Source organism: Streptomyces sp. NPDC127106 (assembly GCF_042677605.1).
Taxonomy (GTDB): domain Bacteria; phylum Actinomycetota; class Actinomycetes; order Streptomycetales; family Streptomycetaceae; genus Streptomyces.
The window spans coordinates 1-13,686 of the sequence record NZ_JBHXTC010000047.1 but is presented as its reverse complement, the minus strand read 5'-3'; the positions used below and the strand labels follow the sequence as shown (position 1 = coordinate 13,686).

Genomic DNA, 13,686 nt, shown 5'->3' with positions numbered 1-13,686 from the left:
CCGGCGGAGCTCCCCGCGTGGGGCCCCGGGCCCCACCCCGCATGCCACCCTGTCCCCGGGGGTACTGGGGGCGCGGCCCGGGCCGGCGGCGCCCCCACCCGCGTTTCGGAGCGCGCCCGCCCGGCCGGAACCCGTGCGAAGGCCGCGAAGAGGCCCGCGACGCTGGCGGCCACTGAGACCAGCCACTGTCTCGACGCCGCACTCGTGGTCGAGGTGATGGTCCTCGCCGGAGTCGGCTCGCCACAGGACGCGGTGGAGGCCGTCGTACGGGACTACATCGCCCGCGGACACCGCACCGAGGCTCGGGTGCAGTCGCAGGACGGCGTCCCGTGCACCGCCGGCACGGTCGAGCCGCCGCAGGGCTGAACCTGTACGCCGCAGTGGCGCGCCCCCGGGACCCGGGCGACCGCGCGGCGGCACAGTGGGCGCCGGGAGCGGTCCGGCGCGGGCCGCTCCCGCCGACCGGAGCCGCAGGGAGCGCCATGAGCGAGGCCGTGTCCAGACGTTCCGCGCTGCGGCTGTTCGGAGCGCTGGGCGCGGCCCTCGGTGCAGCAGGCTGCACCCCCGCGGTACCGCCCGGCGGCATCCCCCGTACCGGCCCGTCCGCCGCAGCCGGCCCGTCCGCCCCCGCCTCACCGGCCGGGGGCCCCGCCCGGCCCGGCAGCGCCGCCCGCATCGACGCCCTGCTCGACCGGCTCACCCTGGAGGAGAAGACGGCCCTCCTGCACGGCAGCCGGGACCCGTACCCACTCGGCCAGGCCGGCTACCTCCCCGGCGTGCCGCGCCTCGGCATCCCGCCGCTGCGGCTCGCCGACGGACCCGCCGGCGTACGGGTCGCCCGCCCGGCCACCGCACTGCCCGCACCGGTCGTGCTGGCCTCCGCCTTCGATCCGGCGCTGGCCCGCGAGTACGGCAGGACCCTCGGCCGCGAGGCCCGCGCCCTGGGCCAGGACGTCCTGCTCGCGCCCGTGGCCAACCTGATCCGTACCCCGTACGCCGGCCGGAACGCCGAGGCCTTCTCCGAGGACCCGCGGCTGACGGCGGACCTGGTCGCGGAGGTCGTCCGCGGCATCCAGGACGAAGGCGCGATCGCCGCCGTCAAGCACTTCGCCCCCGGCAACCAGGAACACGGCCGCGACACCGTCGACGTCATCGCCGGCGAACGGACCCTCCACGAAACCGAACTGCGCGGCTTCGAAGCGGCCGTCACCGCCGGGGTGGGCGCCGTGGTGGGCGCCCACCACAAGGTCAACGGCACCCACGCCTCCGAGAGCCGGCCCCTGCTCGACGAACTGCTGCGCGGGCGCTGGGGGTTCGACGGCTGGGTGATGTCCGCCCCGGACGCCGCGCACAGCACCGTCGCCGCACTCGGCGCGGGTCTCGACATGGAGCTGCCCGGCGGTACGCACTTCGGCTCCCCGCTCCGGGAGGCGGTGCGCGGCGGCACCGTCCCCGAGGACGCCGTCGACCTCGCCGTACGCCGGATCCTGGCCACCATGGACCGGTTCGGACTGCTCGACACCAAGCGCCCGGCCCGGCCGGCCCGTGACCCCGGCGCCGGGGCGCGCACCGCCCGCCGGGTCGCCACGGCCGGCGCGGTCCTGCTCCGGAACGAGCACGCCACCCTGCCGCTGGCGGGCGCAGCCGCCCGCTCCATCGCCGTCATCGGGCCCACCGCTCAGGTGCCCTTCGTCAGCGGCGGCGGCAGCGCGCACGTGGTTCCCGACCGGGCGGCCGCCCCGCTCGCCGCGATCAGGCGCCGGGCCGGGAGCGGTGCCACCGTGCGCCACGCCCTCGGCGAAGACCTGTACGGTCGGCCCCTGCCGCCGGACCTGCTGGTCCCGTCCGCGGGACTGGACGACCGGATCGTGCCCGCCGGGCGGACCTGGAGCCACGAAGGGGAGTTCACCCTCTCCGAGGACGACGCGTGGACGCTACTCGTCCACTACACCGGCAAGCGGCCGAGCGTGCGCCTCGACGGCGAGGAGCTGTTCGCCGTGCGGCAGGGCGCGGCCGAGCCCCTCGCGGGCGGACTGCTCGGCTCCGCGCCCGATGGGCTCGGCGTCCGACGCCGCACCCTCGACCTCACGGCGGGCGCCCACCGCCTCGCCGTCTTCGCCGAGGGCGGCGAGGCGGGCGGGCGGTTCCGGCTGCGCCACACGACGCGGGCGACCCGGGCCGCCGATGTCGCCGAGGCCGTGAAGGTGGCGAAGGCCGCCCGCAGCGTGGTCGTCTTCGCCTACGAGGACGCCGGCGAGGGCAGCGACCGCACCTCGCTCGGGCTGCCCGGCGGCCAGGCCGGGCTGATCGAGGCCGTCGCCGCGGCCAACCCGCGCACGGCGGTCGTGCTCAACACCCCCTCCGGCACGACCATGCCCTGGCTCTCCCGCACCGGAGCCGTCCTGCAGATGTACTACCCGGGCCAGGAAGGGGCCGCGGCCACGGCGGCCGTCCTCTTCGGGGACACGGACCCGGGAGGGCGGCTCACCCAGACCTTCCCGGCCGACGAGAAGCAGACCCCGGTCGGCGGGGACCCGCTGCGCTACCCCGGGGTGGGCGGCCGGCAGGAGTTCTCCGAGGGCGTCCACGTCGGCCACCGCTGGTACGACGCGCAGCGCGTGGAGCCGCTGTTCGCGTTCGGGCACGGGCTCTCGTACACGAGCTGGGAGTACCGGGACCTGGTGCTGCGGCCGGAGCGCAGCGGGCTGCGCGCGGAGTTCACCGTCCGCAACACCGGGCGCCGCAAGGGGACCGAGGTGGCCCAGGTGTACGTGGGTCCTTCCGCGGAGCTGGGACTCGACCAGCCGGTGCGTGCGCTGGCCGGCTACCGGCGGCTCACCCTGGCGCCGGGCGAGGCCCGGCGGGTCGCCGTCGACGTCGACGCGCGGGCCCTGTCGTCGTGGGACCCCGAGCGGCACGCGTGGGTGCCGGGCACCGGCCGGCGCACGGTCTTCGCGGGCCGGTCCTCCCGGGACCTGCCCCTGCGCGCCGAGACCGTCGTCAAGACCGGCGCCGAGAACGGATAGGCTGCCCGTTCGGCGTGTCATGCGGACACGCCGGGACGCGGGCCTTTGAGGCGGGACGAATCAGGAGGGCGCACCGGTGCACGTCCAGGAATGGCTGGAGCATATTCCGGCGGTCAGCATCTATCTCCTGGTGGGCCTGGTCATCGGGCTGGAGAGCCTCGGCATCCCGCTGCCGGGGGAGATCATCCTCGTCAGCTCGGCACTGCTGGCCTCCCAACACGGGGAGATCGACCCCGTGGTCCTCGGGATCTGCGCGACCACCGGCGCGATCGTGGGCGACTCGATCGGCTACGCGATCGGCCGCCGCGGCGGGAAGCCCCTGCTGGAGCGGCTGGGACGGCGCTTCCCCAAGCACTTCGGGCCGGCCCAGGTGGCTCAGGCGGAGCGCGCCTTCGAGCGGTGGGGCATGTGGGCCGTCTTCTTCGGCCGCTTCGTGGCGCTGCTGCGGATCTTCGCCGGGCCGCTGGCGGGTGTGCTGCACATGCCGTACTGGAAGTTCCTCATCGCGAACATCTTCGGCGGGATCCTCTGGGCGGGCGGCACGACGGCCGTCATCTACTCCATCGGGATCGTCGCGGAGCCGTGGCTGAAGGGCTTCTCGTGGGTGGCGCTGGTGCTGGCCGTGGTGCTCGGCATCACGGTGATGCTGGTGATGCGCAGCCGGATGCAGAAGGCGGCCGCTGCCGAGCCCGCCGCGGAGCCGGTGCCCGCCGAGCACTGAGCGCCGGGGCCGGGCCGGGCCGGGCAGACGTCGGTCGCCGACCCGGCCCGGCGCGGGCTACTCGCCCGGGGTGAACGCGGCGCGGTGCTGCTCGGCCAGCTCGACGTACATCGCGGCATTGGCCTTGAGGCCCTCGCGCTCCTCCTCCGTCAGCGGCCTTCGCACCTTCGCCGGCACACCGGCGACCAGCGAGCCGGGCGGGACCACCATGCCCTGCGGCACCAGCGCCTGCGCGGCCACCAGTGAGCCCGCGCCGACCACCGCGCCGTTGAGGACGGTCGCGCCCATGCCGATCAGGCAGTCGTCCTCGACGGTGCAGCCGTGCACCACGGCGTTGTGGCCGATGGAGACGCGCTCGCCGACGGTGACCGGGAAGCCGGGGTCCACGTGCAGGGTGCAGTTGTCCTGCACGTTGCTGTCGGCGCCGAGCACGATCGGCCCGCAGTCGGCGCGCAGCACCGCCGAGTACCAGACGCTGGCGCGGGGGGCCAGGGTGACGTCGCCGACCACCACGGAGGTGGGCGCCGTGAAGGCGGTGGGGTCGATCCGCGGGTTCTTGCCGCCCACGCCCGCGACGAGTGCCCGGCCGGCCGTGCCGAGGTCCGCGTGTTCCGTCATGTTCCTCTTCCTCAGTTCTGTGTCCGCCGGGGCCTGATGTGCTTGGTGTGCATGGTGCGCCCGGTGTGCCTGACGTGTCGCGCTACCGGCACCGTAGGGCACACCGCGTCCGGGGCGGCGATGGGGTGAAGATCACGGCGCGGTCAGGGCATCCGGCGCGTTACCGTGGCCCGGTGCCGAAGAACCAGAACACGTTCTCATCCCTGACCACCCTGCGTCGCCGCGTCGCGGGCCGGATCGCCCACGGCGTCTGGCGGTGGATGCAGCAGGCCGGCGCGGTCACCGCCCGGACCAGCGGCGGGCTCCGCTTCGGCACGATCGGGGAGGGCACCCGGCTGGCCTTCCCGCAGGGCACCGTCTTCGGCGAGCGGTGGATCCACCTCGGCGAGTGCTGCATCATCGCGGAGCAGGTCACCCTGACGGCCGGGATGCTGCCGGGCCTCGACCTCGGCACCGAGCCGGTGCTGGTCATCGGCAACGGTGTGGTGCTCGGCCGGGACAGCCACGTCATCGCCGACGCCCCCATCAGCATCGGCAACGACACCTTCTGCGGGCCGGGGGTGTACATCACCTCCACCAACCACAGCTACGACGACCCGCACGAGCCGATCGGACGACAGTGGCCGCGCAGCGAACCGGTGGAGATAGGCCCCGGCTGCTGGCTCGGCACGGGCGCGGTGATCCTCCCGGGGGCGCGGCTCGGCCGCAACGTGGTGGTCGCCGCGGGGTCCGTGGTCCGCGGTGAGGTGCCCGACCACGCGGTGGTGGCCGGAGCTCCGGCGCGCATCGTGCGCCGGTGGACCGAGGAGACGGGCTGGCAGCCGCCGCTGCGCACGCCGGCCCCGGTGCCCATCCCCGACGGGATGACCTCCGAGCAGCTCCGGGCCCTGGCGGAACTCGCGGAGGCGGAGCAGTACGGTGCGGCCGACGCGGCGCAGGACGGCGCCGGGGAGCGGGAGGCCACGGCCGACGCGGCCACGGCCGACGCGGCCACGGCCGACGCGGCCACGGCCGACCCGGCCACCGCCGACGCGGCCACGGCCGGCCGGTAGGGCTCGCGGGGAGGGCTCAGCCGGCCGCCAGCAGAATCGTTCCTGCGAGGGCGAGCCCGGCACCGGCCGCCTGGACCGCGCGCAGCCGTTCGCGGAGCACGGCGAAGGCGGCGAGCGCGGTGATCACCGGGTAGAGCGAGGAGAGCACGGCGGCCACGGTGATCGGGCCGTTCTGGGCGGCGACGGAGTAGGTGCCGTTCGCCGCGACGTCGGCGAGCCCGACGAGGGCCAGGGCCGGCAGCAGCCGCCACAGGGTCCGCAGGCCCGTGCCCTCGGGCAGGGCCGGGGTGCCGCGCCGGCTCTGGATCCACAGGACGCTGCCGCCCGCGGCCACGTTGGTGACCCGCTGCACGAACAGGGCGAGGAAGAGCCCGGCCACCGAGTCGGAGGCCTCCGAGATCAGCGCCATCACCGCGCCGAAGCCGAACGCGGCCGTCAGGGTCAACACCACGGCCTGGCGCTGCACGGGAGCGCCGCGCAGCTCCGGGCCGCCCGCGAGGGCGATGCCCGCGACCGCGACCGCGATCCCGGTGACCTGGCCGAGCCCGGGCTGCTCGCCCATCGCCAGCCCGACCGCGACGGGCACGACCACTCCGAGCGAGCCCAGCGGCGAGACCACACCCATCGGGCCGAGCGCCAGCGCCTTGTAGAAACTGAACATGGCGACGGGGCCGACCAGCCCCGCGGCGACCGCGAACCACAGCTGCGGTCCGGCCTCCCGCCAGGCCCCGGTGGCCAGCACGACGGAGCCGAGCACGAGCACGGCCAGCACCTGCGAGGCCACGACCACGGTCAGGGCGGGCAGCCGGCGGGTCAGCAGCCCGCCGCCGAAGTCCGCGAGGCCCCACATGAGGGCCGTGGCCAGGGCGAAGAGGGAGGTCATGCGGGAGCCTCGCAGTACAGTGCGGTGAACGATGGGGTGCAGCGTCGAGTACGCCGCACGATAGTTCAGTCCATTGGACTTCGGAATCCAGAATCTTGGACGGAATGGTGTCGGACTTCGAACAGCTCACGCAGGCGCTCGCCCGGAACCTCCGCCACTGGCGGGGCGCGCGGGGCTTCACCCTGGACACCCTGGCCGCCCGGGCCGGGGTGAGCCGCGGGATGATCATCCAGATCGAGCAGGCCCGTACGAACCCCAGCGTCGGCACGACCGTGAAGCTGGCCGACGCGCTGGGTGTGAGTATCACCACCCTCCTGGACCGCGACCGCACCCCGCGCGTGCACGTCGTCCTGCCCGGGCAGGGCGTACGCATGTGGGCCACCGGGGCGGGCAGCGGCGCGAGCATGCTCCTCGGTGACGACCGGCGCGGGCCCGTCGAGATGTGGAGCTACCGCCTGGAGCCGGGCGAAGGCACCGACTCCGACCCGCACCCGTCCGGCACCTTCGAGATGCTGCACGTCACGGCCGGGGAGCTGACCCTCCTCGTCGCCGACGAGCGGTACGCCGTCCCGGCCGGCGGAGCCGTCTCCTTCGAGGCCGACACCCCGCACGCGTACCGCAACGACGGCGGGGAGCCGGTGGAGATGACCCTGGCCGTCTCCATCCCACCCGTGGGCGGAGTGGCTACAGGGCGGGAATCTCGATAGCGGGGCAGCGGTCCATCACCATCTCCAGACCGGCCTCGCGGGTACGGGCGAACGCGGCCTCGTCGACCACGTCGAGCTGGAACCACACGGCGTCCGCGCCCGCGGCCACCGCCTCGTCCGCGACCTGCCCCGCGAGCGCACTGTTCACGAACACGTCCACCACGTCCACCTTGAACGGGATCTCCGCGAGGGAGGCGTACCCCTGCTCTCCGTGCACCGTCTCCGCCTTCGGGTGGACGGGGACCACCCGCTTCCCGAACCGCTGCAGCACGCGCGCCACTCCGTACGCGGCCCGGTCCTGGTTGTTGGACAGGCCCACGACGGCCCAGGTGTCGCCGAGCTCGGTGAGGATCTTGCGGATGGTTGCCGGGTCGCCGTACACGGGTGCCGCCCCCTGATGTCGTCATGCCGTCCGGCTGCTGCCGGCCGGGCGGCCCGTGATCCGGACCGCAGCTTTCGACAACAGGAGGGACGCGCGCCCGATTCCCCGCGGACGCCCCGGGGCTTCAGCGGCCGGGCTGCTCTTCGACCACGGATTAGGGTGGAGCGGTGAAGTCAGACCAGTACGCGACGGTGGCCCGCGAGGGCGTGCACGAGTCCGAGGTCAACCGTTCGCGGTTCCTGTGCTCGCTCGCGCCCGCCGCGACCGAGCAGGAGGCCCAGGAGTTCGTGGCCCGCATCCGCCGCGAGCACCCCACCGCCACGCACAACTGCTACGCCTACGTCATCGGCGCCGACGCCTCCGTCCAGAAGGCCAGCGACGACGGCGAGCCCGGCGGGACCGCCGGAGTCCCCATGCTGCAGATGCTGATGCGCCGCGACGTCCGGTACGCGGTGGCCGTCGTCACCCGCTACTACGGCGGCGTGAAACTCGGCGCCGGCGGTCTCATCCGCGCCTACGGGGGCGCCGTCGGGGAGGCCCTCGACGCACTCGGCACCGTCACCCGGCGCCGCTACCGGCTGGCCACCGTCACCGCCGACCACCAGCGCGCCGGCAAGATCCAGAACGACCTGCGCTCCACCGGCCGGACCGTGGTCGACCTGCGCTACGGGGCCGCCGTCGAGATCGAGGTCGCCCTGCCCGAGGCCGACCTGTCCAGCTTCGAGGCCTGGCTAGCCGACACCTCCGCCGGCACCGCCACCCTCACGCTCGGCGGTGAGACGTACGCGCCCTGAGCACCCCGGCGAGGCGTTAGCGTAGAGGGGTTCATCGGGCGGCCAAGGCGATTCAGGGGGCGGACGGGCATGTGCTCAGAGACGGCCGGCGGGGCCGGCGAGTGAGGCTCCTGCACACCTCCGACTGGCACCTCGGCCGGTCCTTCCACCGCGTCAACCTGCTCGGGGCCCAGGCCGCGTTCATCGACCACCTCGTGGAGACGGTCCGTGCGCACGAGGTCGACGCCGTCCTCGTCGCCGGTGACGTCTACGACCGGGCCGTGCCCCCGCTGCCCGCCGTCGAGCTCTTCGACCGGGTCCTGCACCGCCTCGCCGACCTCGGCGTACCCACCGTCATGATCTCCGGGAACCACGACTCCGCCCGCCGCCTCGGCGTCGGGGCCGGGCTGATCGGCCGGGCCGGCATCCACCTCAGGACCGACCCCGACGGCTGTGCCGACCCCGTGGTGCTGGCCGACGGACACGGTGACGTCGCGCTCTACGGGCTGCCCTATCTGGAGCCGGCCCTGGTCAAGGACCGGATCGGCGCCGACAGGGTCAGCCACGAGGCCGTCCTCGGCGCGGCCATGGAGCGCATCCGGGCCGACCTCTCCGGGCGCGCCCCCGGCACCCGCTCCGTGGTCCTCGCGCACGCCTTCGTCACCGGCGGCCAGGCCAGCGACAGCGAGCGCGACATCACCGTCGGCGGCGTCGAGGCCGTCCCCGCCTCCGTCTTCGACGGGGTCGACTACGCGGCCCTCGGCCACCTCCACGGCTGCCAGACCATCAACGAACGGGTCCGCTATTCCGGTTCCCCGCTCGCCTACTCCTTCTCCGAGGCCGACCACCGCAAGACCATGTGGCTCGTCGACCTCGGCCCGGCCGGGGAGATCAGCGCCCAGCGGATCGACGTCCCCGTGCCGCGGCCGCTCGCCCGGTTGCGCGGCCCCCTCGCCGCGCTGCTCGAGGACCCGGCGCACACCGCCCACGAGGACGCCTGGATCGAGGCCACCCTCACCGACCCCGTACGCCCCGACGACCCCATGGCCCGTCTCACCGCCCGCTTCCCGCACACCCTCAGCCTCGCCTTCGACCCCGAGGGCCGCGAGGAGGACAGCGGCGCCAGCTACGCCCAGCGGCTCCGCGGTCGCAGCGACCAGGAGATCGCCGAGGACTTCGTCGCCCATGTGCGCGGCGGCGGCGCCGACGAGGCCGAACGGGCCGTGCTGCAGGCCGCCTTCGAGGACGTGCGCACGTCGACGGCCGCCGCCGACGGACAGGAGGCCCGCCGATGAGGCTCCACAGGCTCCTGATCACCGCCTTCGGCCCGTTCGCCGAACCCCAGGAGATCGACTTCGACGCGCTGTCCGCCGCCGGGATCTTCCTGCTGCACGGACCCACCGGCGCGGGCAAGACCTCCGTCCTGGACGCCGTCTGCTTCGCCCTGTACGGATCCGTGCCCGGCGCCCGCCAGGCCCCCGGCACCAGCCTGCGCAGCGACCACGCCGCGCCCGCCACCCCCACCGAGGTCACCCTCGAACTCACCGCCGGCGGTCGCCGCCTGGAGATCACCCGGCGCCCCGAGCAGGACCGGCCGAAGAAACGCGGCACCGGCACCACCAAGGACAAGGCGCAGAGCTGGCTGCGCGAGCACGACGGCGGGCAGTGGACCGCCCTCAGCCGCTCCCACCAGGAGATCGGCGAGGAGGTCGAGCAGCTGCTCGGCATGAGCCGCGAGCAGTTCTGCCAGGTCGTCCTGCTGCCGCAGGGCGAGTTCGCCCGCTTCCTGCGCGCCGACGAGCAGGCCCGCAGCCGCCTCCTCAGCCGCCTCTTCGACACCCGCCGCTTCGCCGCCGTCGAAACCCTGCTGGCCGAGCGCCGCCGGGCCGCCGAGGCCAAGGTCCGGGCCGGCGACGAGAAGGTCCTCGGCACCGCGCAGCGGCTCGCCCAGGCCGCCGGGGACAGCGCCGACCTGCGGGCCTGGCCGATGCCCGGCCACCAGCCCGGGGACCCCGGCCTGGCCGGAGCCGTCCGGGCGTGGGCCGCCGTCGCGCGGTGTGACGCCCGGGAACGGCTCACGGTCGCCGAGTACGCGCTGGCCGCGGTCGAGGGCCGGCACGCCGCCGCCCGCCGGGCCGCGGAGGAGGCCCGCGAGCTCGACCGGCTGCAGCGCCGGCACGCCGAGACCGCCCGCCGGGCCGCCCTGCTCGCCGAGGCCGCCCCCGAGCGGCAGCGGATCCGGGAACTCCTCGACCGGGCCGGCCGCGCCGCGCTCGTCGCCCCCGCCCTGGAACTGCGCGGAGCGGCCTCCTCCGCCCACCTGGCCGCCGCCCACGCGGAGGCGGCCGCGCGCGCCGAACTGCCCCCGTCCCTGGCCGGGGCCGGACCGGAGCAGTTGGCCGGCGTAGAACAGCGGCTGCGGGAAGACCTCGGTGCACTGGGCGCGGGTCGGCGCGCCGAGCAGCGCAGCGCCGAGATCGGCCGCGAGCGGGCCGCCGTGGACCGGGAGGCCCGCGACGCAGACGAGCAGCTGCGGGAGTCCGCCGAGTGGCTGGCGCGCTGGGAGGACACCCGCCCCGTACTCGCCGGCCGCGTCGACGCCGCGCAGCAGGCCGCGACCCTGGCCGAGCAGCTCGCCGGGAAGCTGGAGCCCGCCCGGCTCCGCCTGGACGCGGCCCGCCGGCGCGACGCGCTGGACGCCGACGTGCAGCGCGCCACCGGCGAACTGGCCGCCGTACGCGAGGAGTCGGCCGCGGCTCGGGAGGCCTGGCTGGAGCTCAAGGAGGCCCGGCTGCGCGGGATCGCCGCCGAGCTGGCCGCCGCGCTCGTGGCGGGCGAGCCGTGCACGGTGTGCGGTGCGGCCGAGCACCCCGCCCCGGCCCGGCCCGCCCCCGGGCACGTGGACCGGGCCGCCGAGGACGCCGCCCACGCCCGCTACGAGCAGGCCGAGGAGCGGCGGGCCGCCGTCGAGCGCACCCTCGCCGCCGCCCAGGAGGCCCGCGCCGCAGCCGCGGCCGCCGCAGGGGACGCCACCAGCGCCGACCTCCTCGCCCTGACCTCGGAGCTCAGCTCCCGGCACGCCGCCGCCCACGCCGCCGCGGCCGGACTGCACGCTGCCCGGGAGCAGCTCGCCCGCGCCGAGCGGGAGCACGCCGCACGCAGCACCGACCGGCTGGACGCCGAGCGCCGGGCCGCCGCCCGGGCCTCCCGGCGCGACGCCCTGGACCGGGAGCAGGCCTCGCTGGAGGCCGAGCTCGCCCTGCTCCGAGGGGACGCGCCCACCCTCGCGGCCCGCGCCCGGATCCTGGAGGACCGGGTCCGCATGGTCAGCGCCGCCGCCACGGCGCTGCGCCGCTCCGAGACCGCCGCCGCCCGGCTCAAGGAGGCCGACGGCCAGCTCGCCGACGCCGCCTTCAAAGCCGGCTTCGACACCGTCGAGGCCGCGGCCGCCGCCGTGCTCCCGGACTACGAACGCAGCGCGCTCCAGCACCGCCTGGACGCCTGGCAGGCCGAGGAGGCGACACTGGCCGACCGGCGCGGCGAGAGCGACACGGCGGCCGCCGCGGCCCTGCCCCCGGCCGATCCGCACGCGGCCGAGGCCGAGGCCGGGCGGGCCGAGGCGCTGGTGCGCTCCGCCGCCTCCGCCGTCGACGCGGCCGGGGTGCGGTGCGCGGAGCTGGACCGGCTCTCCCGGCAGGCCGAGCAGGAGCTGCGCGCCCTCGGCCCGCTGCGCGAGGCCTACGAGCGGGTGGCCCGGCTGGCCGGCCTCACCGCGGGCACCTCCGCCGACAACGAGCGCAAGATGCGGCTGGAGGCCTACGTCCTGGCGGCCCGCCTGGAGCAGGTCGCGGCCGCGGCGACGGCACGGCTGCTGAAGATGTCCGGCGGGCGCTACACCCTCGTCCACTCCGACGCCAAGGCGAGCGGGCGCGGCCGCTCCGGTCTCGGACTGCACGTGGTGGACGCCTGGACCGGCAGCGAACGCGACACCGCCACCCTGTCGGGTGGTGAGACCTTCTTCGCCTCCCTCGCCCTCGCCCTCGGCCTCGCCGACGTGGTCTCCGACGAGGCGGGCGGCGTACGCCTGGACACCCTCTTCATCGACGAGGGCTTCGGCAGCCTGGACGACCAGGCGCTCGACGAGGTCCTCGACGTGCTGGACTCGCTGCGCGAACGGGACCGCAGCGTCGGCATCGTCAGCCACGTCGCCGACCTGAGGACCCGGGTGCAGGCCCAGCTGGAGGTCGTCAAACAGCGGGGCGGATCGGCCGTCCGCCACCGGACCGCAGCCGTCACGGACTGAGCGGGCGGCGGGGCAGCGGCGAGGAGTAGACGACGCTCGTGGTGACGGCGCCGAGCCCCGAAATGCGGCCGGCCACCTCCTCCAGATGGCTCATCGAGCGGGCGGCGACCTTCAGCACGAAGCAGTCGTCGCCCGTGACGTGGTGGGCCTCCAGGATCTCCGGAGTCGCCTCCAGCAGGTCGTGGAACGGCTTGTAGTTGCCGTGCGGATAGCGCAGCCGCACCAGCGCCAGGATCGACTTGCCCAGTTTCTCCGGGTTCACCACGGCCGTGTAGCCGGTGATCACGCCGGCCTCCTCCAGGCGGCGCACCCGCTCGGTGACGGCGCTGGCCGACATGGAGACGGCCCGGGCGAGGTCGGCGAAGCTGGCCCGGCCGTCCTCCTGGAGGGCGGCCAGGATGCGCCAGTCGGTGGCGTCGGGGGAATACTCGGTCATCCGGCAGGTGTAGCAGGTGAATCCCCGGCAGAACAAGAAGAAGGCCGGGGAAACTCCCTTCCCGGGTGATCAATAGGCTCATAGATTCAGGGACATGACGACGACACAGCACACCGCCGCCTCCGCCGCTCGCGCCGCTTCTGCGGCTTCCGCGGCTTCCGCCGAGAACCCCGTGCTCCGGGTACCCCCGGCCACCCCTTCCGCGGCCGCCGCCTACTTCGCCGCCAGCCTCGCCTTCCACGCGGACGTGTCGGACGTCGCCGCCGCCTTCGAAGCCCACCGCGAGCGGGGCACCGCACTCGGCTTCCAGTTGATCGACTCCCGCTCCACCCCCGCCTGGGACCAGGCCCACGTCCCCGGCGCGGTCCACCTGCCCACCGCCCTGATCCCCGAGCAGGCCGAGCGGCTCTTGGACAAGAGCGTCCCCGTGGTCACGTACTGCTGGGGCCCCGGCTGCAACGGAGCAACCCGCTCCGCGCTCGCCCTGGCCCAGCTCGGCTTCCAGGTCAAGGAGATGCTCGGCGGCATCGAGTACTGGATCCGCGAGGGCTTCGAGGTCGAGACCTGGCAGGGCAGTCAACAGCGCGCCGAGGCCGACCCGCTGACCGCGCCCACCGACTCCGACGACTGCGGCTGCTGACGCCGCCGCCGACGACGGTGCGGGCCGCGCCGCCGCCCCCCCGCGGGGGGGGGGGCCCCCCCCCCCGCCCGCCCCCCGCGGGGGGGGGGCGGCGCGCGCCCCCCCCCCCCCGGCGGCGCGCCCCCCCCCCCCCCCCCCCGCCCCC

13 protein-coding genes are annotated in these 13,686 nt (G+C 75.5%); 9 read left to right on the top strand and 4 right to left on the bottom strand.

Annotated elements, in window-relative coordinates; translation table 11 throughout:
* Positions 1-216 precede the first annotated feature (216 nt).
* From ACFVGY_RS28970 to ACFVGY_RS28960, 3 genes are all read left to right on the top strand, one after another.
* Entirely contained in the window at positions 217-366 is a 150-nt protein-coding gene (locus ACFVGY_RS28970) for a DUF2191 domain-containing protein (RefSeq protein WP_385682631.1), read from the top strand.
* Positions 367-482: 116 nt separating this feature from the next.
* Positions 483-3,026, top strand: a complete 2,544-nt coding sequence (locus ACFVGY_RS28965; RefSeq protein WP_385682504.1) for a beta-glucosidase — start codon at positions 483-485, stop codon at positions 3,024-3,026.
* Between the two features lie 76 nt (positions 3,027-3,102).
* Complete coding sequence (locus tag ACFVGY_RS28960) at positions 3,103-3,747, top strand: DedA family protein (protein ID WP_385682501.1); 645 nt, start codon at positions 3,103-3,105, stop codon at positions 3,745-3,747.
* A 57-nt stretch (positions 3,748-3,804) separates the two neighbouring features.
* Here the strand turns inward: ACFVGY_RS28960 and ACFVGY_RS28955 are convergent, their stop codons facing one another.
* Entirely contained in the window at positions 3,805-4,365 is a 561-nt protein-coding gene (locus ACFVGY_RS28955; RefSeq protein WP_385682498.1) for a gamma carbonic anhydrase family protein, read from the bottom strand.
* A 173-nt stretch (positions 4,366-4,538) separates the two neighbouring features.
* Between ACFVGY_RS28955 and ACFVGY_RS28950 the strand changes: the two genes are divergently transcribed.
* Positions 4,539-5,417, top strand: a complete 879-nt coding sequence (locus ACFVGY_RS28950) for an acyltransferase (RefSeq protein WP_385682495.1) — start codon at positions 4,539-4,541, stop codon at positions 5,415-5,417.
* Positions 5,418-5,433: 16 nt separating this feature from the next.
* On the opposite strand, the gene ACFVGY_RS28945 is transcribed toward ACFVGY_RS28950, so the two are convergent.
* Positions 5,434-6,300, bottom strand: a complete 867-nt coding sequence (locus ACFVGY_RS28945; protein WP_385682493.1) for an EamA family transporter — start codon at positions 6,298-6,300, stop codon at positions 5,434-5,436.
* 107 nt (positions 6,301-6,407) lie between these two features.
* On the opposite strand from ACFVGY_RS28945, the gene ACFVGY_RS28940 reads away from it, so the two are divergent.
* Complete coding sequence (locus ACFVGY_RS28940; protein WP_385682628.1) at positions 6,408-7,007, top strand: helix-turn-helix domain-containing protein; 600 nt, start codon at positions 6,408-6,410, stop codon at positions 7,005-7,007.
* Here ACFVGY_RS28940 and ACFVGY_RS28935 read toward each other — a convergent pair.
* Positions 6,985-7,389, bottom strand: coding sequence for a CoA-binding protein (locus ACFVGY_RS28935; RefSeq protein ID WP_385682490.1), 405 nt, complete (start codon positions 7,387-7,389; stop codon positions 6,985-6,987). The genes ACFVGY_RS28940 and ACFVGY_RS28935 overlap by 23 nt on opposite strands.
* Before the next feature lie 167 nt (positions 7,390-7,556).
* Between ACFVGY_RS28935 and ACFVGY_RS28930 the strand changes: the two genes are divergently transcribed.
* The 3 genes from ACFVGY_RS28930 to ACFVGY_RS28920 all read left to right on the top strand — a co-directional run bounded on the left by ACFVGY_RS28930 (position 7,557) and on the right by ACFVGY_RS28920 (position 12,465).
* Positions 7,557-8,183, top strand: coding sequence for a YigZ family protein (locus tag ACFVGY_RS28930; protein ID WP_385682487.1), 627 nt, complete (start codon positions 7,557-7,559; stop codon positions 8,181-8,183).
* Positions 8,184-8,284: 101 nt separating this feature from the next.
* Positions 8,285-9,457: an exonuclease SbcCD subunit D gene (locus tag ACFVGY_RS28925; protein ID WP_385682485.1), complete on the top strand. Its 1,173-nt coding sequence runs from the start codon at positions 8,285-8,287 to the stop codon at positions 9,455-9,457.
* The gene (locus ACFVGY_RS28920; protein ID WP_385682482.1) at positions 9,454-12,465 is read left to right on the top strand and encodes an AAA family ATPase; all 3,012 of its coding nucleotides are present in this window, start codon (positions 9,454-9,456) and stop codon (positions 12,463-12,465) included. The genes ACFVGY_RS28925 and ACFVGY_RS28920 overlap by 4 nt, the downstream gene beginning before the upstream one ends.
* Here ACFVGY_RS28920 and ACFVGY_RS28915 read toward each other — a convergent pair.
* Positions 12,455-12,901, bottom strand: a complete 447-nt coding sequence (locus ACFVGY_RS28915) for an Lrp/AsnC family transcriptional regulator (RefSeq protein WP_385682479.1) — start codon at positions 12,899-12,901, stop codon at positions 12,455-12,457. The genes ACFVGY_RS28920 and ACFVGY_RS28915 overlap by 11 nt on opposite strands.
* Before the next feature lie 94 nt (positions 12,902-12,995).
* On the opposite strand from ACFVGY_RS28915, the gene ACFVGY_RS28910 reads away from it, so the two are divergent.
* Positions 12,996-13,541: a rhodanese-like domain-containing protein gene (locus ACFVGY_RS28910; RefSeq protein WP_385682476.1), complete on the top strand. Its 546-nt coding sequence runs from the start codon at positions 12,996-12,998 to the stop codon at positions 13,539-13,541.
* The last annotated feature ends 145 nt before the right edge of the window (positions 13,542-13,686 follow it).